We start from the raw sequence: 22,968 nt of genomic DNA on the forward strand, positions 1-22,968 counted from the left end.
ATCCTGATCGGAAAGCGCGTTAGACCTAACTGAGGATATGCCTCATGCGTCCCATGAAATTCGGTTTCGGCCAGCCGGTGCGGCGGGTTGAGGATCAGCGTCTGACGACCGGCACCGGCCGATATACCGATGACACCGCCGTCGAAGGCGCGCTACACGCCTTCGTCCTGCGCTCGCCCTATGCCCATGCCCGCTTCAGCATCGGCGACGCCGAGGCCGCCCGGAAACTGAAGGGCGTGAAGCTGATCCTGACCGGCAAGGATGTCGCTGAGTATGGCGACCTGCCGTGCAAGGGACACGTCAAGACCGTCTCGGGCGAGATGTCGCAATCTCTCCCGGTTCCGGTGCTGCCGACCGACACCGTGCGCCATGTCGGCGAGGCCGTTGCCTTCATCGTCGCCGAGACGCTGGCGCAGGCCCGAGACGCGGCGGAAGCCATCGAGATCGACTGGGACCCGCTGCCGGCCGTGACCGGCATCGCGGAGGCGTTGGCGGAAGATGCGCCGCAGGTCTGGCCCGACCGAGCGGGCAATGTCGCCTTCGTCGCCGAGCAGGGCAACCGCGAGAAGACCGAGAAGGCCTTCACCAAGGCGGCACGCACGGTCTCGCTGACCGTCGTCAACAATCGGCTTGCCTCCAACTACATGGAGACGCGCGCCTGCATCGCCGAATACGACAAGGCCGACAAGCGCTGGACGCTGACGCTGGGCAGCCAGGGCAGCCATGACATGCGCAACCTGATTGCGAATTATGTGCTCAAGGTCGATCCCAAGCGCATCCGCGTGGTGACGCCGGATGTCGGCGGCGGCTTCGGCACCAAGATCTTCCTCTACCGCGAATATCCGCTGGCGATGATCGCGGCCGAGAAGCTGAAGCGCCCGGTGCGTTGGGTCGCCGATCGCAACGAGCATTTCCTCGCCGACACCCATGGCCGCGCCAATCTGACGACGGCGACGATGGCGCTCGACGCCAAGGGCCGGTTCATCGGCCTCAAGGTCGATCTCTCGGCCGAGATGGGCGCCTACCTCTCGCAGTATGGGCCTTTCATCCCGTGGGTCGGCACCACGATGACGCCGGGCTGCTACAACATCCCCGCCGTGCATGTTGTCTTCCGCGGCGTGCTGACCAATACCACCCCGGTCGATGCCTATCGCGGGGCCGGGCGGCCGGAGGCGGCCTATCTGATCGAGCGGCTGGTCGATGCCATCGCCCGCGAGACCGGCAAGACGCCGGATGCGGTGCGGGCGCTCAACTTCGTCAAGCCCTCCGAAATGCCGCACAAGACGCAGACCGGCCCGGTCTACGATTCCGGCGAGTTCGAGGGCCATATGCGTCGAGCCATGGATGTGGCCGACTGGACGGGCTTCAAGACCCGCCAGAAGGCTTCGGCCAAGGCCGGCAAGATCCGCGGCATCGGCATGGCCAGCTATATCGAAGCCTGCGGCGGCGGCGGCCCCGAGAGCTCGACCGTGATCCTGGAGAAGGACGGCACGGTCACCGTGCTGATCGGCACACAGTCGAACGGGCAGGGGCATGAGACGGCCTATTCGCAGCTCGTCTCGCAGCATCTCGACATCCCGATGGACCGCATCCGCGTCGTGCAGGGCGATACCGACCGGGTCGAGACCGGCTCCGGCACTGGCGGCTCCCGCTCGATCCCCGTGGGTGGTGCGGCGCTGAACAAGGCGACGGAGATCCTGACCGACAACCTCAAGCAGCTCGCTTCGGAGAAGCTCGAGGCGGCGGTGGGCGATCTCGAGGTCGCCAACGGTGCGGTCCGGATCGTTGGCACCGACAAGTCGCTCGACCTCGCCGCCATTGCGGCGCTGCCGGGCGCGACGCCGACCATGCTCAAGGTCCATCAGAGCTGGACGCCGCCGGAGGCGACCTATCCGAACGGCACGCATGTCTGCGAGCTGGAGATCGACCCCGGCACCGGGGCGACCCAGATCCTTAACTATGTCGTGGTCGACGATTTCGGCGTGACGCTGAATCCGCTGATGCTGCAGGGGCAGGTGCATGGCGGCTCGGCCCAGGGCATCGGTCAGGCGCTGATGGAGGAGATCCGCTTCGATCCCGATGGGCAGATGCTGACCGCGACCTTCATGGACTACGCCCTGCCGCGGGCGGTCGACATTCCGAACTTCCATTTCGAGACGCGCAATGTCCGCTGCCTCACCAATGCCATGGGTGTGAAGGGCGCGGGCGAGGCCGGCGCGATCGGCGCCTGTCCGGCCGTGATGAACGCTGTGGTCGATGCGCTCGACCGCGCCGCCGGTATCAAGGCGATGGACATGCCGGCGACGCCGCTCAAGGTGTTCTCCGCGCTGAAGGAGGCTGGTTACCGGCTTTGATGCAAGGGCTGGTTTGCATCGATGCAAACCCATTCACGCAAAAGCGACTTGGCTTACGTCGCGATCATCGTTTGATCTGGACGCGTTCTAAACGGCGCCATTCGGCGCCGGCTCGTCTTGAAGGGAAACTGAATGATCCGCACCGCTTTCGTGCTCGCCGGCCTTGGGCTTGGCCTCACCGCCGTCATGGCGCAGTCAAACCCGATCGCGGAGCGCCAGCAGGCGATGAAGGCGCTCGGTGCTGCCACGCGCGAGGGCGCGGCTATGGCCAAGGGCGAGGCTCCCTTCGACTCCGCCAAGGCGCAGGCGGTCTTCAAGACCTATGCCGATGCCGCCAAGAAGGCGCCGGCCCTCTTCCCCGACAATTCCAAGACCGGCGGCGAAACCACCGCCGCGCCGAAGATCTGGGAAGACCAGGCCGGCTTCAAGGCCGCCTTTGTCAAGTTCGAGAGCGATGCGGCGGCCGGCGCCAGCGTGACCAGCCTCGACGGGTTCCGCACCGCCTTCGGCGCCGCGACCAAGAACTGCGGCGGCTGCCACGAGGCCTATCGCATCAAGAAGTGAGGCGGCCTGCCGCCTTTGCAAAAGATCGCAAGCGGGCGGCTGCATTGGCCGCCCGCTTTTTCATGACCTGATTTTCCCGGCTTGCGGGAGCCATCGCGACTGCGCCACGTTAGAACTGTCGCGGTTCGAGACTGGTGGCTTGCCGTCTTCCGGTTCGGATTCCGCCGCCTGCGCCTTGTGGAGATGCCGATGCTGTTGCTGCGCCGCCTGTTCGTGACCCTCGTCGTGCTGGCGGCTCTTGCTTTCGCCGGCTTCTACGTCCTCACCGATCCGCGCGTCGTCTCACCGTCGCCGGAGATCGGCGCGCTGCCGGCGGCGGATATCGAGAACGGCAAGCTGCTGTTCGCGGCGGGCGGCTGCGCCTCCTGCCATGCCACGCCCGGCCAGGACGACAAGCTGAAGCTCGGCGGCGGATTGGCAATGGCCTCGCCCTTCGGCACCTTCCATGCGCCCAACATCTCGCCGCATACGCGCGACGGCATCGGCAATTGGGGCGTGCAGGACTTCGTCGATGCGATGGCGGCTGGTGTCTCGCCGCGCGGCCAGCATCTCTACCCGGCCTTCCCCTACACCTCCTACCGGCTGATGCCGCCTAAGGCGCTGGCTGATCTCTTCGCCTATATCCGCACCCTGGCGCCGGTCGAGGGCAGGGCACCGCCGCATGACCTGCCGTTCCCGTTCAATATCCGCCGCATGGTCGGCGGCTGGAAGCTTCTGTTCTTCGAAGGTGCGTCGTTCCGGCCCGACCCGACCAAGAGCGAGGCCTGGAACCGCGGCGCCTATCTCGTCAACGGCCCCGGCCACTGCGCCGAGTGCCACTCAGCCCGCAACGCGCTCGGCGCCATCATTCCGGCGACGCGCCTTGCCGGCGGGCCGGATCCGGAGGGCAAGGGCTGGGTGCCGAACATCACCCAGTCCGAGAACGGTCTGGCGAAGTGGTCGAAGGAGGAGATCGCCGAGCTCCTCAAGACCGGCTTCACCCCGAGCTTCGACAATGTCGGCGGCTCGATGGCGGCGGTGGTGCGCAACATGGCGCAGCTCCCCGATGCCGACCGGATGGCGATGGCGGAGTATCTGAAGTCGCTGCCGGCGGTGGAGGGACCGGTCCGGCCGAAGAAGGCGGCGAGCGATTAGGGGAGGCTTCCGAGCGTCTGCTTGGGGTGGGGAACAGAATTTCGGCGGCACACTCAGTTTCTGCCGATCCGCGCCATTCGCAGAACTTGAGGATCTGCCCAGAAGCAGAGTTTTGTCGGGCACCGGAATGACGCCGGAACGGTTGCGTCAGCCACCGTAAATTGCCCGGCAAATCTCCTGAGGGAAGCGCCCGCCTCCGGACATGCCTTCCAGAGCGGTATTGGTGAAGGCGACGACGCTGAGCTTGCGGGCTCGGTCGACGAACCAGGAATGGCCATAAGCGCCGCCCCAGCGCCAGGTGCCGGGTGATTCCGAGGTGCCGGCCGCGGCGGCGTCCTTCAGCACCGAGAAGCCGAGGCCATAGCCCCAGCCGGGCCAGCCGGCGACGGCGACCTCTCCAGTCTGCACACGCCCCATCTCGCAAACCAGCGCGGTCGGCAGCAGTGGCTCCCCACCCTTTCGCAGCGCCTCGAGCAGGCGCAGGGTCTCATCCGCCCGGCCGATCATGCCAGCTCCGCCCGAGGGGAAAGCCTCAGGATCGAACGCCCGCGACGGATCCATGACGATGTCGGCGAGTCCTTCGAGCATCGGAATGCGGTCAGGTTCAGACATGCGGCGCGGCGCCGGGCTGTCATCGGCATAGGCTGCCGCGAGCCTGGCGGGATCCGGCACGACAAAGCCGGTATCGGCGAGGCCGAGCGGTCGTGCGAGCAGCGCACCGATGGCCACAGGAAGAGACCCGCCAAACGCCGCCGACACGATTGCGCCGAGCACGTCGATTGACAGTGAATAGAGCCATGCCGTGCCGGGGGTGAAGAGCAGTGGCACCGAAGCGAGTCGCCGCAGATTCTCATGCAGTGAAATCTCCGCGCGGTCCATCCCGTCGGAGACACCGACGCGGTGATAGGGACCGTCCTCCGGCTCGAGGAAGCCGTAGCCCAGCCCGGCCGTGTGGGTGAACAGATGCCGGATGGTGATGGTCGCCGCGGAGCCGTCAGGCAAGGTGGGCCGGAACTCCGGCAGCCATGTCGTGACCGGGGCGTCGAGCGAGAGCCTCCCTTGCGAGATCAACACCATGGCAGCGACCGAAACGAAGAGCTTTGAGACCGAGGCGAGCCGGAAGAGGGTGTCCTCGCGCATTGGTACATTCAACTCGCGGTCAGCCAGACCCATGGCGCGGCGATAGACGGTCTCGCCGTCGCGGGCGACGAGAACGACCGCGCCAACGATTCGCTTCTCGTCGATGGCGCGAGCGATCGCCGCGTCGATGCGGGCAGAGAGATCCGGAGATGGGGCGGGAGCGCGTGCATGCATGGCTGTTCCTTCGTCGCCTGAGAGAAATTGGAGGGGACGGCTCAGACCGCTGGAAAGCCGTGGCGGCGCGACGTAAGCGTGATCAGCAGCGTCGGAACCAACAGGGCTAGCAACGCCCAGGGAAAGGATCCGACCCCGAGTTCGTCGAGCAGGAGGCCGCCGATCAGGCCGCCGCCGGCGATGGCCGCGTTCCAGACCGTGACCAGCATCGCCTGCGCCAGGTCAGCGGCATTTCCGGCAGCCTGGGCGAGAGCCGTCTGGAAGAGCGTCGCAGCGCCTCCGAAACCGAGACCCCAGACCGCTATCGCCGTCAGGACCGCGCCTGGCTCGGCACTGCACAGGCCGAGCACAAGGCTGACGGCGCTGAACGATGCCGTGCTGGCGAGCACGAGGCTGCGCAGGCGCCGGTCTATCAACATGCCGGTGAGCGCGATGCCGCCGAGCGCCGCCACCCCGAAGACGAGCAGGGCGATGTCCACGCGGGCGCCGAGGCCTGCGACCGACAGGAAGGGCGCGATGTAGGTGTAGAGGATATTATGGGCGAGCACGAAGAGCAGCGTGACCAGCAGGATCGGTGCGACGCCGGGCAGCAGGAAGACTTCCCGCAAGCTTGCGCGCCGGCTGTCCGCCCGGCCTGCGAAGTCCGGCACCTGCCACAACACCCAGACGATCAGCAGGAGCGTCAGCCCGCTCATGCCCAGGAACAGCGGGCGCCAGCCCAGCGCCGTCCCGAGGAAGGTGCCGGCGGGGATGCCGAGCGACAGCGCGAGCGGCGTCCCGACCATGGCGATCGCAATGGCGCGACCGCGCAAATGGGCGGGCGCCATGCGCGCCGCATAACCGGCGACCAGCGCCCAGAGAAGCCCGGCCGACACTCCGGCGACGAAGCGCGCGGCTATCGTCAGTCCATAATCGGTCGAGACCGCCGTTACCGTATTCGCGACGGCAAAACCCGCGATCGCAGCCAAGAGCAGTGGCCGGCGGCGCAGCCCCTGCGTCGCCGCCGTGAGTGGGATTGCTGCGGCGAGCGAGCCTACGGCATAGGCGGTGACGAGCTGGCCGACGAGCGATGGCGAGATTTCGAGATCGGAGCTCATCTGCGGCAGCAGCCCGGCCGGCAATGCCTCGGTCAGGATGGTGATGAAGGCCGCCGTCGCCAGCGCTAGCAGCCCCGACAGCGGAAGCAGCGCCGACGCGGACGGTCCAATGGCAACGCCATTGCAAATATTAGCTCTGGTCATCATGCCGCCTGCCAGCCTGTCGGGGTTCGATCGACCCCGACGTTAGCCTTCGACGCGTGACGGAAAAATAAGCTAGAGCTCCTCTCTTAGCGGACATTTATATCCGCAATCGGAGGCGGCACTGATGATCGACCAGATGGCGGGCTTGAGTGCGTTCGTGCAGGCGGCCGAAACGCGCAGCTTCGTCGCCGCGGGACGCCAACTCGGCGTCTCGGCCTCGGCAATCGGCAAGGCGGTGGCGCGGCTGGAGGAGCGGCTCGGCGTCAGGCTGTTCCACCGCTCGACGCGTTCGATCACGCTGACGCCGGAGGGCTCGCTCTTTCTCGAGCGCTGCCGGAAAATCTTTTGCGAGATCGAGGCGGCCGAGCTCGAATTGTCGCATACGCGCGAGGCGCCGCGCGGGAAGCTGCGCGTCAGCCTGCCACTGATCGGCATGCTGATGATGCCGGCGGTGATGGCCTTCATGCGCGCCTATCCGGAGATCGAGCTTGATCTCGACTTTACCGACAGGCTGGTCGATGTGATCGACGAAGGCTTCGATGCCGTGATCCGCACTGGCGCGGCCGAGGATTCGCGGTTGATGACACGCAGCCTCGGCACCTTCTCGCACCGCATCGTCGCATCGCCCGATTACCTCGCAGCTAGGGGAACGCCCCAGCATCCCGAGGACCTGATGGCACATGCCTGCCACCATCACCGCTTCCCCTCGACCGGTAAGCTGGAGCGCTGGCCCCTGAGTCGGGACGGTGAGGAGATCGTCATCGACTTGCCCGTGACCAGCGTGGCGAGCACGCTGGAGCCGCAGATCTGCCTCGCCGAAGAAGGCTTCGGCCTCGCCTGCCTGCCGTTCTTCGCGGTGCGGCGGCAACTGGCGAATGGAACGCTAGTGAGCGTGCTCGACAAGCACATCGCCGATGTCGGCGCGTTCCGCATCCTTTGGCCGGCAAGCCGTCACACCTTACCCAAGATCGCAGCCTTCGTCGGCTTCATGGCCAGGACGCTGTTTGCAGACCCGCCCCCGGAGCCGTGCCGGGGGTAAACTGGGGGCGCCGATGCGACGCAGAGCGTCAGCAGGAAAAGGGCACGGACATCAGCGAGGACGCAGGGACCCTCGCAGGGGGCCGGGTGTAGAGCGAGCAGGATGACTGCCTGACATCACCGCGCTGGGTTGCGCCAATAGTTGACTCTGGCCCGGCGCCGGAAAGCCGACATTCAGGAAAGGTGCTCGAGGGCCGGTCACGACCCAACTGCGACATTCGCGGCGAGCCGCTGAACGGTCAAAAGCAGCCCATTCCCGACGTCCGAAACGACTGCTTTCGGGCAATCCGACGAGCATTCCGGCGGTGAGGCCAAGCTGGCGTGTAGTGATCTTTGGAAGTGCTTGTTCCGCTGTCGCGTGTTGTCAGCTCTCAGGCAGCCCGGCGGCGATCATAAGGCTCACGACTCGTTCGGAGGCCTTGAGATACACCGGGCTCGTATTGCTGGTGGGCGGCGGCACATTGCGTGCCGTCGAACCTGGTCTCAGTTCGAGGGCCTTGGCGACGGCCGCCCTAGCGTCGTCGGTTCGGCCCAATTGCTGATAGGCGGCTGCCAGCAGCAAATGCGTGCGTCCGCTGGCCGACGTGATGGCGATCGATCGCTGCAGCCAGGGCAATGCTTCTTCGGCGCGGCCCATGAGCAGGCAGGCCAAGCCCGCTCCGATCGCCCATGTCCAGCGAGCGACCTGTGGCGTATCGAACCGATCCGCTTGCTTGAATGTTGCGAGCGCGTCGTCGAAACGGCCCAGGAAGATCTGGGAAAGTCCGGTGAGGTACAACGCGCTTCCGTCCCATGGATCGAGGGCGAGTACCTTGCCGCATGCCACCAGGCTTTCGACGAAGCGGTTGGTCGTCGACAGAAACCGGCAATGCGTTTGGAGCACCGGGATGTAATTGGGCTGCGCGCGCAACGCGCGTTCCATGATCACGCCGACGCGGTTCTCGACCGACTCGCGCTCCGCAGCAGGGAACCAGGCCATCTGAATCCCGCGCAGTTGAAATGCTGCGAGTGCAACTTGCAGGTCGACATTGCCGGCGTCGTCGGCGAGGGCTTGTTCCAGCATCGCCTGCGCGGCACGAAAGCGCTCCAGCGTCGTTTGGTTGATCGAGGCCGTTGCTTGTTCTATGGCGACTTTGGTGCTGCCCGCCGGCAAGCCGTCGGCCGAGCGTTCTCCTGAATTCAGAAGCACGTTGATGCGCAGCGCCAGCGCGTGGCCCATGCCGGCCGTCAGGCGGGTCTGCTGGAGTTGCGCGTCGGTGCCGGTCAGGCCGACCGACACCGATGTGGTCCACTTGACCGCGCCGGTCGTCGGCTCGGTCATGCGCACGCGCAAATTCCACGCTGCTTCGGTCTTCTCCAGTTCACTGCTCACGACGAGATCGGTGGCCGGTACGGCGCCGCCGGGCGGGATCATCACCTGGATCGTCTCGATTTTCGCCAGGCCGTCGGTCAGGTCGCGGGTGACGCCGGCCGCCATCCGGGCGGCCAGCGGGTCATTGCTCGCGGTTGTCACGGGGATCACGGCGACGGTCGGGCGCGAGCCCGCGAAGAGACGGGGAAGCCGCGTCGCGGCCGCCGCCAAAGCCGACACGCCGAGCCCCGCCATGGTCAAGAGTGCGGCGCGGCGCCGCATCTTGAGATCGAGCCAGCTTCCGGCCAGTTCGCTTTCCGTTTCGGGTCCAACAGCCGGGGCGGCGTCTTCCCGCGCGCTCGTATCCGTTGTGTCCGATACCGCGGCCTCTAACAGATAGCCCCGACCGGAGACGGCTCGGATCAACTGGCGCTTGTCATCGCCCAGCGCGGTCCGAAGCTCCCGGATACACTGGAACAGGCTGTCGTCGCTGACATGGACGCTCGGCCAGACCGCCTCCATCAGTTCGTGCTTGCTGATGATTCGCCTTGGGTTGGCGGCGAACAGCCACAGCAGATCGAAAGCCTTCGGCCGCAGCTTGATCGTCCCGCCATCGGGGCCCCGCAGCTCGGAACGCTGCTGATCGACTTCAAATCCTGCGAATCTGAGCACCTGCCCCCCTTCTCCAGCGATGCCACAGAACCGCGGCATCCTGCCAAAAGCACGCAGATTCCTCAAAAGTCATTCGGATTCCCTCAGGAAAAAGAAAATTTCAGCGAAATTTCAGAATTCCCCCGCCGCCCTTTCAGGACCCTTCCGGCCAGCGCTGACATAAGGCGCAGGAACACAACGAACGCGCTCGCGGGGCTCGATCGCGGGAAGCGCGGAAAAGGCATGACGCCTGGATGCGCTGCGGGAACACAAGTCCCGCTTCCAGGCTGGGGGAACGATGTCTTCACGGGTGCATTCGGCTTCGGCGCGCGGCGTCATGGGCGACCTGTTGCGCGCCGCGTTGCTGGCCTCCACGGCGCTGACGGTGACCTGCATCCGGCTTCGACGCGGTGCCACCTGGGTACCCTCTCCCGGCCGCGGCGATACCGGCGCCAAAGCGCGCGGGGTATCGCGGTGAGTGCTGTCAGAATTTCCGAGGCGCGCGCCAGCCGCTCCGCGCTGCGTGTGCCTGCATCGGGTGTCGTCGTCGCCTCTTTGGCTGCGGCGCTTGCGAACTCCGTCGCGCCGTTGGCGCTGATCCTCGCGGCGGGACCTGCGCTGGCGGACAGTATCGGCCAGAATGGCGGGACCGGCGGCAATGCGCCGAACTATTCGACTGCGGGCAGCGGCGCGTCGGCGGGCCTTGCAGGGGACGGCTCGACGACCGGGTCGAACGGCGGCGGCGGCTCGACCGGCGGCTCGGGCAACCGTGGCGGCTCGGGAGGGGGATCGGACGGCGGCGGCGGCGGTGGCGGAGGCTACGGCCTGGGCGCCGGCGGCGGCGGCGGCGGCGCGGGTGGGGCGGGCCTCACGCTGACGACTGACCTTACCAACAACGCTACGATCAAGGGTGGCAATGGCGGCGATGGTGGGTCCGGCTCCGCGAATTATGCGCAGTCGTGGAACTATGCGGGCGGCGGTGGTGGCGGCGGCGGCGGGTCCGGCCTCATTGTCACGACCGGAGCCAGCCTTGCCAATTCAGGCGTGATAGCGGGCGGCAAGGGCGGCGGCGGCGCAGCCGTTGTCGGGCCGGGCATCACCAATCCCTTCGCCGACTTCTCGGGCAACGGCGCGGGCGGCAATGGCGGCAACGGCATCACCGCCACCGCCTCCAGCGGGCTGACGATCACCAATTCCGGGACGATCCAGGGCGGCGGCGGGGGAACGGACTTCCTGAACTCCCAGCCCTATCGCCCGCAGGCCGGCGGTTACGGCATCATTGGCCAGAACCTGACCATCATCAACAGCGGGAGCATTCAGGGCGGCGCGCGCGGCGGCGCCGGCGGCCTGTCGGGAAACCTCTCCTCCGCGATCGTCATCACCGGCGGCACGAACAGCGTCACGGCGCTGACCGGCAGCAATATCGGCGTGATCGAACTGGTCGGCGGCAGCACGGAGATTTCCGGCACTTACAACAATGTTCTCAATGCAAATGCAGGTGTCATGCTCGCCTTGGGTGCTGCCGGAAATGCCACCGGCTTTACGAGCCTCAACAATGCGGGCGGCACGATCAACATCGGTGACGGCAACATGCTGTCCGCCGGAACCATCTGGAATGCCGGTGGAGGGATAATCAACCTGGGGACCGGTGCCACACTTTTCGGCACCGGCAACACGCTGAATAACGATGCCACCATCAATGTCGGTACCGACGGCGTCGTGATGGACAATGGCGACATCAACAACAACGCTGGCGGCATCATCAACTTCAATGGCCCCGGCGGCACGGCGATACTTTCCCCTGGGGCTGGTTACAACGTCAACAACAGCGGCCAGATCAAGGTTCTCGGCGGCGATGTTGATGTCCAGACGAGCAACATCAACAACCAGGGCAACGGTTCGGTGTCGCTCACTGGCGGCGACATGTTTGGCGTCTCCACATTCACAAATTCAGGCGCGGCGACCCTCAATATCGGCGCAGGCCGCAAGCTCAGCCTGCAAATCCTCGCATTCAATGGCGGCAGCATAAGCGGCACTGGCACAATCGAAGCCGCGAACGCGTTCAACCTCTGGGGCGACGGCACGGTTGGCGCAACACTCTCCGGCGCAGCGCAGCTGACCAGAGGCGGTCCCGGGACGACGATTCTAACCGGCAGCCACAGCTACACCGGCGGCACCACGATCAACGCCGGCATTTTGCAACTTGGCACCGCTGGCACCGCCGGCTCGATCCAGGGCCAGATCAATGTGAACGGCGCTGGTACATTCACCGTCACCAATACCACCACCACGGGCATCATCGGTATCACGAATACCGGCACAACCAACTTCCAGAATGGAACCAGTGCCGGCAGCACCACCATAACCAACAGCGGCGAACTCTATTTCTACAATACCAGCAGCGCCGGCAGTGCTGTCGCGACCAACAACAATGTCCTCGAATTTCACGATACGAGCTCGGCCGGCGGCAGCAACATCACCAACAACAGCAATCTGTTATTCTACAACGACAGCCTTGCCGGCACCGCCACGATTGCCAACAACAGCGGTTTTCTGAACTTCCACAATGCAAGCTCCGCAGCCAATGCTAGCATCACAAATGGCGCCACGCTGTCCTTCTACGACACGAGTACGGCCGGCGGCGCCAGCATGACCAACAATAGCGATCTCACATTCTACGACGCGAGCGGCGCCGGCAGCTCGGCGATCACCAACAACGGCACCCTGACTTTCCGCTCCACCAGCGCGGCCGGCAACGCCAGGATGATCAACAACTCCAGCCTGGTGTTTCTCCACAACAGCAACGCCGGTGGCGCCGAGATCATCAATGGCTCGGCTGGCACTGTCGATTTCTCGGGCTCGACGGGTGCCGCCAGTGACAAAAAACTCACCGCCGGCTCGATCGCAGGCGGCGGCTCCTATCTGCTTGGCGCCAACGAACTGACCGCCGGCTCGAACAATCTCTCGACCGAGGTGGGCGGCGTGATCTCCGGCACAGGCGGCTCGCTGGTCAAAACTGGCACCGGCACACTGACGCTGTCGGGGATCAATACTTATACCGGCGGCACCACGATCAATGGCGGCACCTTGCAGCTCGGCAATGGCGGCATGAGTGGCTCGATTCTGGGCGATGTCGTCAACAACGGTGTGCTCGCCTTCAACCGCTCCGATGCGGTGACTTTCTCCGGTGCCATTTCCGGCAGCGGCGCGATGCAGCAGATCGGCACGGGCACGACGATCCTGACCGGAAACAGCGGCTATACGGGCGGCACGACGATCAGCGGCGGTACGCTGCAACTCGGCAGTGGTGGCAAGAGCGGCTCGATCGTCGGCGATGTCGCCAACAACGGCACGCTCGCCTTCAACCGCAGCGATGCGATGACCTTCTCCGGCGCCATCTCCGGCAGCGGTGCGGTGCAGCAGATCGGCACGGGCACGACGATCCTGACCGGAAACAGCGGCTACACGGGCGGCACGACGATCAGCGGCGGTACGCTGCAACTCGGCAGTGGCGGCACGAGCGGCTCGATCGTCGGCGATGTCGCCAACAACGGTACGCTCGCCTTCAACCGCTCCGATACGGCGACCTTCTCCGGCGCCATCTCCGGCAGCGGCGCCGTGCGGCAGATCGGTACGGGCACGACGATCCTGACCGGAAACAGCGGCTACACGGGCGGCACGACGATCAGCGGCGGCATGCTGCAACTCGGTAGTGGCGGCACGAGCGGCTCGATCGTCGGTGATGTCGTCAACAACGGCACGCTCGCCTTTAACCGCAGCGATGCGATGACCTTCTCCGGCGATGTTTCCGGCAGCGGCATGGTGCGCCAGACCGGTGCGGGCACCACGATCCTGACAGGCACGAACACCTATGCCGGCGACACCCTCGTTTCCGGCGGCCGGTTGCAGTTCGGCGACGGCAGTGCGGGCGGCAGCAGCAACAATCTCGGCGGCAATCTGATCGTGGCCGGCGGCACGCTGGCGATCCAGACGTCGGCGACCCTGGGCGTCGCTCAGGTTGCGACTTTTGGCGACAACACCACGCTGTCGATCGGCGCCACTGCCGGCGGTCCCTCGCTTACCGCCGATAGCCTCATGCTTGGAACGGGCGTCGCCTTCAATCTCAGCGGCGTCAGCGATGCAAGTCAGCTCGACAAGGTGCTGATCGACACGCGCAACGGCTTCGACGGCGATTTCGGCACGGTGACAGTGGGCGGGTTCAGCGGGACGGTAGATTATCTCACCCTCTCGACCCACATTTCGGCAGATCATCTGCAATATCTCGCCAGTTTCGGCCTGAGCTGGACGGCCAACAACAATCTGGCGCATGGCACGTTCACGCTGACCAATCCCTCCGACACCTTCACGGTGGGGGTGGCGCTCACCGATCGGGCGGCCAATCCTGTGACCGGCTGGGATGGCAGATCGCTGACCAAGGCCGGTTCGGGCACGTTGGTCCTCTCGGCGGATAATTCCTATACCGGCGGCACGGTCATCTCGGGAGGCACGCTGCAACTCGGCAATGGCGGCATGAGTGGCTCGATTCTGGGCGATGTCGTCAACAACGGTGTGCTCGCCTTCAACCGCTCCGATGCGGTGACTTTCTCCGGCGCCATTTCCGGCAGCGGCGCGATGCAGCAGATCGGCACGGGCACGACGATCCTGACCGGAAACAGCGGCCACACGGGCGGCACGACGATCAGTGGCGGTACGCTGCAACTCGGCAGTGGCGGCACGAGCGGCTCGATCGCCGGCGATGTCGCCAACAACGGCACGCTCGCCTTCAACCGCAGCGACGCGGTGACCTTCTCCGGCGCCATCTCCGGCAGCGGCGCCGTGCGGCAGATCGGTACGGGCACGACGATCCTGACCGGAAACAGCGGCTATACCGGCGGCACGACGATCAGCGGCGGCACACTGCAACTCGGCAGCGGTGGCACGAGCGGCTCGATCCTCGGCGATGTCGCCAACAACGGCACGCTCGCCTTCAACCGCTCCGATACGGCGACCTTCTCCGGCGCCATCTCCGGCAGCGGCGCCGTGCGGCAGATCGGTACGGGCACGACGATCCTGACCGGAAACAGTGGCTATACGGGCGGCACGACGATCAGCGGCGGCACACTGCAACTCGGCAGCGGTGGCACGAGCGGCTCGATCCTCGGCGATGTCGCCAACAACGGTGTGCTCGCCTTCAACCGCTCCGACGCGGTGACCTTCTCCGGCGCCATCTCCGGCAGCGGCGCCGTGCGGCAGATCGGTACGGGCACGACGATCCTGACCGGAACCAACAGCTACTTCGGCGACACCACCGTTTCAGCCGGCCGGCTGCAGTTCGGCAACGGCAGTGCGGGCGGCAGCAATGCCCTCGGCGGCAACCTGACCGTGAACAGCGGCACGCTGGCGATCCAGACGCCGGCGACCGTGAGCCTCGAGCAGGCCGCGACCTTTGCCGATGGCACCGCGCTTTCCATCGTCGCCGGCTCGAACGGCCCGGCGCTGTCGGCCCGCAGCGTCACGATCGGCAACGGCGTCGCCTTCAATCTCAGCGGCATCAGCGATGCGGGCCAACTCGACAAAGTGCTGATCGATACCCGCTTGGGGATCAGCGGCGACTTCGCCCCTGTCACCGTCGGCGGCTTCAGCGGCACGGTGGACTATCTCACCATGTCCACCCGCAAATCGGGCGACGGCCTGCAATACCTCGCAAGCTACGGCCTGAGCTGGACCGCCGGCAACAATCTCGCCCATGGCACCTTCACGCTGACCAATCCCTCCGACACCTTCACGGTGGGGGTGGCGCTCGCCGACCGGGCGGCGAACCTTGCGACGGGCTGGAACGGGACCTCGCTGATCAAGGCCGGCGCCGGCACGCTCACCCTGACCAGCGACAACACCTATACCGGCGGCACGACGATCGCGGGCGGTGTGCTGTCGGTGTCGCGCGACGCCAATCTCGGCGCAGCGACGGGCGGCCTGTCCTTCACCGGTGGCGCGCTTTCGACCATGGCGAGCTTCGATACCGCGCGCACCGTGTCGCTGACGCAGGCAGGCCGCTTCGACGTGGCAGCCAACACCGAGCTTGGCCTGACCGGGATCGTCTCCGGCAGTGGCGATCTGATCAAGCAGGGCGGCGGCACGCTGCGGCTCGACAACGGCGCCAACGCCTATGGCAACACCCTCGTCACGGCTGGCACGCTGATAGGCAATGCCCGTTCGATCTCGGGCAATGTCAGCAATGCCGGCACGGTCGTCTTCAATCAGGCGACCGACGCCGCCTTTGCCGGCGACATCGGGGCGCTCAATGGCTCGCGGGGCGCGATGATCAAGCGCGGTGCGGGTGTTCTGAGCCTGACCGGGATGTCGTCGCTCGACTGGAAGATCGAAGCCGGCGGGCTCGCCACCTCGGCCGAGCGCTTCGGCGGCAATGCCGCTCTCGGCTCTGGCGCCTCCCTCAGGTTCGACCAGGCGGTCAACGCGACCTATGCCGGCGTGATTTCGGGCAGCGGCAGCTTCGCAAAGGCCGGCGCGGGCCTGCTGACCCTGACCGGCAACTCCTCCGCCTTTGCCGGAACGACCACGATCGAGAGCGGCACGCTTGCAGTCAACGGCTCACTCGGCGGCACCGTCGACGTGCTGGCCGGCGGCCGCCTGCAAGGCAGCGGCGTGGCGAGCAATGTGAACGTTTCGGGCACGATTGCGCCAGGCAACTCGATCGGCACACTGAACATCGCCGGAAACGTCATCTTTGCGGCGGGCTCGATCTACGAGGTCGAGGTGAACGCAGCGGGGCAGTCGGACAAGATCGTCGCCAGCGGCACGGCGACCATCGCCGGCAGCTCGGTCAAAGTGCTGGCCAACATGGGCAACTATGCGCCGCAGACCCAGTACACGATCCTCACTGCCAATGGCGGCCGGAGCGGCACCTTCAGCGGCGTGACCTCGAACCTCGCCTTCCTCGATCCCTCGCTCAGTTACGACGCCAACAACGTCTATCTGACGCTGACGCGGAATGTCGTCAGCTTCCAGAACGTCGGCCTGACCCCGAACCAGATCGCCACCGGCGGCGGCGTCGAGAGACTTGGGGCAGGCAACCCGGTCTACAATGCGGTGCTGAACCTGTCGGCTCCGCAGGCGCAGTACGCCTTCGACCAGCTCTCGGGCGAGATCCACGCTTCGGCGAAGTCGGCGCTGGTCGAGGATAGCCGCTTCATCCGCAACGCTATCAACGACCGCATCCGTGCGGCCTTCGACAGTGCCGGCGCCGCGAAGGGCATGGTCACGACCTATGTCGACGGCAAGCCGGTTGCGGTCGCCGCGACGACGGATCGTCTGGCGGTCTGGGGCCAGGGCTTCGGCTCCTGGGGGCACACCAATGGCGACGGCAATGCCGCGCGCCTCAACCGCTCGACCGGTGGATTCTTCATCGGCGCGGATGCGCCGGTGTTCGACAGCTGGCGCTTCGGCGCGGTCGCGGGCTACAGCCGCGTCAGCTTCGACGTGAAGGACCGTCACTCCTCCGGCTCGAGCGACAATTACCATGTCGGCCTTTATGGCGGCACGAACTGGGGTGATCTCGCCTTCCGGACCGGCGCCGCCTACACTTGGCATGACGTCTCGACCTCACGGAACGTGATGTTCCCCGGCTTCGGCAATGGCCTGAAGGGCGACTACAACGCCGGCACGGCGCAGGTCTTCGGCGAGCTCGGCTACGGCTTCACCATGGGCGCGACCCGGTTCGAGCCCTTCGCCAACCTCGCTCATGTGAGTGTCCATACCGATGGCTTCACCGAGAGGGGCGGGGCGGCTGCGCTGACCAGCCAGGGGGCCACGACGGATGCGACCTTCACGACATTGGGCCTTCGCGCCTCGACCACCTTCGACCTCAACGGCGCGGCTGTGACGGTCAAGGGCATGGCAGGCTGGCGTCACGCCTTCGGCGATGCGACGCCGCTCTCGACGATGCGCTTTGCCGGTGGCGGCGACGCCTTCTCGACCGGCGGGGTTCCGATCGCGCGCAATGCGGCGGTGGTTGAAGCCGGCCTCGACTACGCACTCTCGCCAAACGCGACGCTCGGCGTCACCTATGGCGGCCAGTTCGGCTCAGGTCTCTCCGACCAGTCCGCTCGCTTCAACCTCAATGTCACGTTCTGAACTGGAAACTGAGTTGACTGTGACCAAAGACACGCAAGCAGGGACAGGGACGTCGGCGCTTCCACTCTTCTACAGAGACCCCGTGCTCCTGCGCTTTGAAGACCACAGCGATGTGGGTCTCGCACCGTCCACCATTTTCGGGTTTGCGAGCGAGGCCGTCGCCGTTCCCCTTTGCATCGGCGCGTTTTGCCCTCGCCATGCGCCACTCTCCGATCGTCTTCGCGACGGATGGCGTGGCTTCGCCGCTTGCCGTTGTCGGCATCCGGCAAGGGCGCAACCTCTTCATCGAACGCGATGGGGGATGGCGCGCGCAGCCATGTTCCGGCCTATGTGCGCCGCTACCCCTTCATCGGGAGCGAGGCACCCGACAAGGCGCAGCAGCTGCTGGCCATCGACCGGAAGTCAGACCGCTTTGTTGCTTCGATATCGACGCGATCGGACGCGGAAGCGCCTGTTCGACGGAGAAGGCAAGCCAACTTCGACGGCGCAGGCGGCCATGGCCTTCTGCCACGCCTACCATGTCGTTGTCGTCAGCACGCTCGCGTTCGCCAGAGCGCTTGGCGAGGCGAAGCTGCTCATGCCGAACCAGTCCAGATACAGTTTCCCGATGGCGCCCAACAGATGCTGAACGGCTTCTGCGCGGTGGATGAGAAGGCATTCCGGGCGTTGCCCGCTAGGACCGTCACCGACTGGCACGCGAAGGGCTGGCTCGATCTCGCCACGCTCCACCTTGCTTCGCTTCAGAGCTTTCAGGGTCTGCTCGATCTCAATGCGCAGCGCGCAAACGAACGAAAGGCGCTCGCATGATGAGCAGCAAGGTCCGCTTCTTTGGAACCGGCTCGGTGGCCGTATTGGTGATCGCTGCGGGCATGACAGTGTATATGGTGCCGGGCGTCGCCGTCTCGACGCCGAGCCAGGCGGCTTCGATCACCGACAGCCACGACGATCCCGCCCCGCAACGCTTCGAACTCGCACAGGCCCAATCCAGTGGTCAACCGGCTGGCGGGGCCACTGCGTCCGGTCTTCCCGGTGGGGCATCCTCGCTGAACGAGACCTACAAGGACTGGCGTGCCACCTGTGCGCAGCAGGGCAATCAGAAGCGTTGCGTGCTGTCGCAGGTTCAGGCGCAGCAGAACGGTCAGCGGGTGCTCGCCATCGAGCTCGACGCGCCGAACGGCAACACCGTGTCGGGGACGCTGGTCCTGCCGTTCGGCCTTGCGCTCGACTCCGGCGTGACCTTCCAGATCGATGACAAGCCTGCGATGCAGCCGCTGCGCTTCCGCACTTGCGTGCCGGCTGGTTGCCTCGTTTCAGTGACCTTCGAGGCCCCAATGCTGGTCGCGCTGCGCGCGGGCACGGGGCTGAAGGTGAGGGCTGTCGCCGATGGTGGTGGCGCCACGCCATTTTCGATCTCGTTGCAAGGCTTCGCTGCCGCCCTCGACCGCATGGCGGTGCTGTCGCGTTGAATTCGGAGCTGATCGATCCGCGCGTACCGGTGAGCGGCGACGGCGATTCGCCGGCGGATTGAGGGGACGCTACGCTGTGCGACATCCACCATGGTCGGGCGGGTTCCGTAAACGAAGCAGATGTCGCACGGAGCTGTGGATGGGGCGTGGGAAGTTCTCAGGCTAGGTCCCTGAGAGTGGGCTGCGCCGGATAGGCTCAGGACAGCAGCTCATTGATGCGGCTGTTGGGATGCCTGTTGACGAAAGGATTGAGCAGGAGCCGGCCAAACATAGTGAGGAGGCTAGCTGACCCCTTGCCGACGCTCAATGCTCCGAAACGTGTTGGATGTCCGGTTCTGGGCATACATTCAATGTCTGGTCATGGCGCAGCCGAGACGCGGCCCATGAAAACAATGACCTTGGCTCTGGGCTGAATGACTGAACCCCAGAGCCCGAACAGCTTCTCGAAAAAGTTCTTCTGGCGCTCGGCGCGCTGCCGGAATTAGGGGCGGTGACGGCTGCGCCGATCACCGCTTGCCGGGGCTACGGCGAGACGAGCTCGAAATGCGAGCGGTCCATGTGCTTGTAGCCATGGAAATGACCACCCCACCGGAGCGATACGCCCAATTCACTTGCGGCCTGCTCCAGCGCGTCAGCAATCCGGTTCTGAACGTCCGGGTCAAAGATGATCTGTCCCGTCTGATCGAGCGGCCATAGGTCCACTGCCTTGCCCGACCGGTGCGAACTGGCACGTGTCATGGACCAGCCCCAGGCAACCGCCATGCGTTGCTGTTTGCGGTCACGTCTCCCGGAACCAATCACGAAGCGCAGCCCTGGATTGTCAGCTTGCGCCTTCCGCACCACCTTGGCGAGGATCGGTCGGAGGGCGCGAAGGTTCGCCTCGTGATTTGCCAGTGGATTTTGATTCCATGCGCGAAACATCGCGAGTTGATCCCGCCCGAATTCATCCCGAGCGGGAATTTTCGCGTAGATGCCACCCGGTCCGTATCGCAGCGGATCGACAAAGACGTCCGGCGACGTCCGCAATCTCCTGCCTGGTTGGCCGTGAACTCCGCTGTCCAGGCCGAAGCTGAAGAGCGCAATGCCCAACAATCTCCAGAGGTAACGTGCCTTTCCACGCATCATGGCCCGTACAATCGCAGTCCCATGGTGCCAAAGGAAGGCAGGGCCGCTTGAGTTTGAGTTCAGGCAAAGTCGAGCGCCCGCGAAAGGAGCAGACCTCCGTCGACCCGGTCTGGAATGTCCGCTTCGCGCCAATGAGCCCGCGTCCGCACCTGGCGCAACGCGACCCCAACCCCACCGTCAGACAGCGAGCCGGATCTTCTCCAATCGGGCAAAGGCCTGCGCGATGTTTTGCGCAGTGGTTGGCTGCCCAAAATAATAGCCCTGCACCTCCGTGCAGCCCACCGCCATGACGGCCTCCAGCTGTTCGCGGGTCTCTACCCCCTCGGCAGTCGTGGTTATGTCCAGGCTCTGACCCAGATTGGCGATCGAGGTGACGATGGCGCGACAATCCTCCTGCCTCACCATGTCTTTGACGAAGGTTCGGTCGATCTTGATCTTGTCGAAGGGAAAGCTGCGCAGATAGCTAAGCGACGAGAAGCCGGTGCCGAAATCATCCATGCATGTGCGGATGCCGAAGCCGCGCAATTTGTGGAGGGTCGCCAGCGTCGCGTCGCTGTCCTGGAGCAGCACGGATTCTGTGATTTCCAGTTCTAGCCGGTCCGCCGGAAGCTGAGTGGCGGCCAACGCGCTGAACACGGTTTGGGTGAAGTCGGTGTTGCGCAGCTGGACGGCCGACAGGTTGACGGATACGTGCGTGCCGTTCGGCCATTGGGTGGCATCGGCACAAGCTCTCCGCAGGACCCATTCGCCGATCGCGACGATGAGTCCCGTTTCCTCCGCGACGGGAATGAACTCGTCGGGCGAGACACGGCCGCGCCCGGGATGATCCCAGCGCAGCAAGGCCTCGAAACTGACGATCTCCATCGATTTCAGGTCGACGATCGGCTGGTAATAGACTTCGAGCTCATCGTCCTGAAGCGCGTGGCGGAGCGCGTCTTCCAAGGCGCGACGAGCATCGATCTGCTCTTCCATCAGCGTTTCATAGAAGCAGTAGGTGCCGCGGCCGGTGTTCTTTGCTGCGTACATCGCCATGTCGGCATGGCGAAGGAGCGAGTCGCAATCGTCTCCGTCCTTGATGGCCAGCGCGATGCCGATGCAGGTGCCGATTCTGATCTCATGGCCGGCGATGGAAAAGGGCTGCCCCATGCGTTCGACGATTCGACCGGCGATCCGGCGAAGCTCGTCGAGGGTGGGCCTCCCCCTGCAAAGTACGGCGAATTCGTCGCCGCCGAACCGGGAGACGATATCGGTTTCCCGAACCGATTCCTTTAATCGGGCGCCCACCGATTTCAGCAGCGCATCGCCCAGTTCGTGGCCGAGCGTGTCGTTGACCGCCTTGAACCTGTCGAGGTCGAGATAAAGCACCGCCAGGCTGCAGGACTCGCGGCAATCCTGATCGAGCGAACGCTCGAGATGTTCACGAAACAAGGCGCGATTCGGCAGATCGGTCAGCGCATCGTGATGCGCCATATAGGCGATGCGCTCCTCCGACCGCCGGCGCTCGGTGACATCCTCATAGGTGGCAACCCAACCGCCGTCTGGCATGGGCTGCTGGGACACCGAGCAGATGGTGCCGTCGGCGAGCTCGAACGAGAATGTTGCCGACCGCGGTCCGGATGCGATCACCTTCTGATGTGCGAGCAAGGCCGAGAAGTGTTCATCATGGATAGCCGCAAGGTTTGCCCCGGGCTTGGTGCTTGCCGCCGATAATTTGAGGATCTGGCGATAGCGCTCGTTGCAGACGATGAGGCGATGTTCGCCGTCCACCAGAAGCAAGCCCTGCGACATGTTGTTCAAGGCCGCATCGAAGCGCTGGTTCTGGGTGCGCAGTTCGATGTCGCGAACCACCAGAATCTCGTTTTGCTGCTTCAGGCTCTCGTTCTTGCTGGAGATATCCTCGTTGGCCAGTTCGAGATCGTGTTTCGCCTCCTTCAGGACGTCCGTCAGGACATGCATCTTGCGGTGGGCTTCATTGAGCAAGTGGTGGCGAAAGTGAAGCTGCAGGACGAGGCCGAGCGATATCAGGACGAGCGTGACGATCAGGCCGGAAAAGAACCAATGCAGGCGTTGAAGCTGACGTTGATCGTTGTCGACCTGATCGCCCGAAATGCGGTTGGCCGTAGCCGCGAGACTCGACATTTTCTGGTCGAGCGACACCAGCCGGGCGCGGATACGGCCCACGTTCTCGTCGTTCAGGTTGTCGACCCAGGGCTCGATCTCGGTAAGCGCCTGGCGGAATTGGTCGACGGTCGTGCGGCGCTCCGCGCTTTGGTCGACAAACTCCTTGAATTCGCCGGAACTGAGCAGGGTGAGCCGGTTGAGCAGGATCTGATAGCGCAGCGCCACCTCGTCCGCGTTGACCCCGCTGGAAGGAATGCGGAAGCTCGCGATCCGCTCCTGGAAACGCTCGAGTTCCACGACGGCCTGACTCGCAAGCCAGGTTATGTTGTAGCGAGCGGTCTGCCTGATGAGATTCTGACGGTCGACGATCAGCTTCGACACGAACAGTGATGACAAAACGAGGCCGAGAAGAACGGCCCCGAGAACGATTTCGATTTTCCGCACCTTCAGCATGAGAC

Annotated in this window: 13 protein-coding genes; 8 read left to right on the forward strand and 5 right to left on the reverse strand. The window is 65.0% G+C overall.

The window, feature by feature from the left end:
* The first annotated feature begins 44 nt into the window (after positions 1–44).
* The 3 genes from FQV39_RS28945 to FQV39_RS28955 all read left to right on the forward strand — a co-directional run bounded on the left by FQV39_RS28945 (position 45) and on the right by FQV39_RS28955 (position 4,052).
* On the forward strand, positions 45–2,354 hold the full coding sequence (locus FQV39_RS28945; protein WP_149133448.1) for a xanthine dehydrogenase family protein molybdopterin-binding subunit: 2,310 nt from the start codon (positions 45–47) through the stop codon (positions 2,352–2,354).
* Positions 2,355–2,486: 132 nt separating this feature from the next.
* The gene (locus FQV39_RS28950) at positions 2,487–2,918 is read left to right on the forward strand and encodes a c-type cytochrome (RefSeq protein WP_248313170.1); all 432 of its coding nucleotides are present in this window, start codon (positions 2,487–2,489) and stop codon (positions 2,916–2,918) included.
* 195 nt (positions 2,919–3,113) lie between these two features.
* Entirely contained in the window at positions 3,114–4,052 is a 939-nt protein-coding gene (locus FQV39_RS28955; protein WP_472840665.1) for a c-type cytochrome, read from the forward strand.
* 147 nt (positions 4,053–4,199) lie between these two features.
* Here the strand turns inward: FQV39_RS28955 and FQV39_RS28960 are convergent, their stop codons facing one another.
* Both FQV39_RS28960 and FQV39_RS28965 read right to left on the reverse strand, forming a co-directional pair.
* Entirely contained in the window at positions 4,200–5,411 is a 1,212-nt protein-coding gene (locus tag FQV39_RS28960) for a serine hydrolase domain-containing protein (protein ID WP_472840666.1), read from the reverse strand.
* Positions 5,408–6,610, reverse strand: a complete 1,203-nt coding sequence (locus FQV39_RS28965; RefSeq protein WP_349238572.1) for an MFS transporter — start codon at positions 6,608–6,610, stop codon at positions 5,408–5,410. Before FQV39_RS28965 ends, FQV39_RS28960 begins: the two co-directional genes overlap by 4 nt.
* Before the next feature lie 121 nt (positions 6,611–6,731).
* Between FQV39_RS28965 and FQV39_RS28970 the strand changes: the two genes are divergently transcribed.
* Positions 6,732–7,646 carry a LysR family transcriptional regulator gene (locus FQV39_RS28970; protein WP_472840614.1) on the forward strand — a complete coding sequence of 305 codons (915 nt, stop codon included), beginning with the start codon at positions 6,732–6,734 and terminating at the stop codon, positions 7,644–7,646.
* Positions 7,647–8,009: 363 nt separating this feature from the next.
* Here FQV39_RS28970 and FQV39_RS28975 read toward each other — a convergent pair whose 3' ends face one another.
* The gene (locus tag FQV39_RS28975; protein ID WP_248313171.1) at positions 8,010–9,668 is read right to left on the reverse strand and encodes a winged helix-turn-helix domain-containing protein; all 1,659 of its coding nucleotides are present in this window, start codon (positions 9,666–9,668) and stop codon (positions 8,010–8,012) included.
* 453 nt (positions 9,669–10,121) lie between these two features.
* Between FQV39_RS28975 and FQV39_RS28985 the strand changes: the two genes are divergently transcribed.
* The 4 genes from FQV39_RS28985 to FQV39_RS28995 all read left to right on the forward strand — a co-directional run bounded on the left by FQV39_RS28985 (position 10,122) and on the right by FQV39_RS28995 (position 19,264).
* Positions 10,122–17,798: an autotransporter-associated beta strand repeat-containing protein gene (locus FQV39_RS28985; protein ID WP_187640109.1), complete on the forward strand. Its 7,677-nt coding sequence runs from the start codon at positions 10,122–10,124 to the stop codon at positions 17,796–17,798.
* Between the two features lie 197 nt (positions 17,799–17,995).
* Positions 17,996–18,448, forward strand: coding sequence for a hypothetical protein (locus FQV39_RS34475; RefSeq protein ID WP_472840667.1), 453 nt, complete (start codon positions 17,996–17,998; stop codon positions 18,446–18,448).
* Complete coding sequence (locus FQV39_RS34480) at positions 18,393–18,605, forward strand: SapC family protein (RefSeq protein WP_472840668.1); 213 nt, start codon at positions 18,393–18,395, stop codon at positions 18,603–18,605. Before FQV39_RS34475 ends, FQV39_RS34480 begins: the two co-directional genes overlap by 56 nt.
* The gene (locus tag FQV39_RS28995) at positions 18,602–19,264 is read left to right on the forward strand and encodes an invasion associated locus B family protein (RefSeq protein WP_248313173.1); all 663 of its coding nucleotides are present in this window, start codon (positions 18,602–18,604) and stop codon (positions 19,262–19,264) included. Before FQV39_RS34480 ends, FQV39_RS28995 begins: the two co-directional genes overlap by 4 nt.
* Positions 19,265–19,786: 522 nt before the next feature.
* On the opposite strand, the gene FQV39_RS29000 is transcribed toward FQV39_RS28995, so the two are convergent.
* Positions 19,787–20,353: a M15 family metallopeptidase gene (locus FQV39_RS29000; protein ID WP_187640112.1), complete on the reverse strand. Its 567-nt coding sequence runs from the start codon at positions 20,351–20,353 to the stop codon at positions 19,787–19,789.
* Positions 20,354–20,566: 213 nt separating this feature from the next.
* Complete coding sequence (locus tag FQV39_RS29005; protein ID WP_149133454.1) at positions 20,567–22,963, reverse strand: putative bifunctional diguanylate cyclase/phosphodiesterase; 2,397 nt, start codon at positions 22,961–22,963, stop codon at positions 20,567–20,569.
* Positions 22,964–22,968 lie beyond the last annotated feature (5 nt).

Source organism: Bosea sp. F3-2, assembly GCF_008253865.1.
GTDB lineage: Bacteria > Pseudomonadota > Alphaproteobacteria > Rhizobiales > Beijerinckiaceae > Allobosea.

Coding starts and splice junctions, on each gene's coding strand:
- FQV39_RS34475 (WP_472840667.1), top strand. CDS start 17,996: ATGCGCCACTCTCCGATCGTCTTCGCGACGGATGGCGTGGCTTCGCCG.
- FQV39_RS28995 (WP_248313173.1), top strand. CDS start 18,602: ATGATGAGCAGCAAGGTCCGCTTCTTTGGAACCGGCTCGGTGGCCGTA.
- FQV39_RS28970 (WP_472840614.1), top strand. CDS start 6,732: ATGATCGACCAGATGGCGGGCTTGAGTGCGTTCGTGCAGGCGGCCGAA.
- FQV39_RS28945 (WP_149133448.1), top strand. CDS start 45: ATGCGTCCCATGAAATTCGGTTTCGGCCAGCCGGTGCGGCGGGTTGAG.
- FQV39_RS29005 (WP_149133454.1), bottom strand. CDS start 22,963: ATGCTGAAGGTGCGGAAAATCGAAATCGTTCTCGGGGCCGTTCTTCTC.
- FQV39_RS28950 (WP_248313170.1), top strand. CDS start 2,487: ATGATCCGCACCGCTTTCGTGCTCGCCGGCCTTGGGCTTGGCCTCACC.
- FQV39_RS28965 (WP_349238572.1), bottom strand. CDS start 6,610: ATGATGACCAGAGCTAATATTTGCAATGGCGTTGCCATTGGACCGTCC.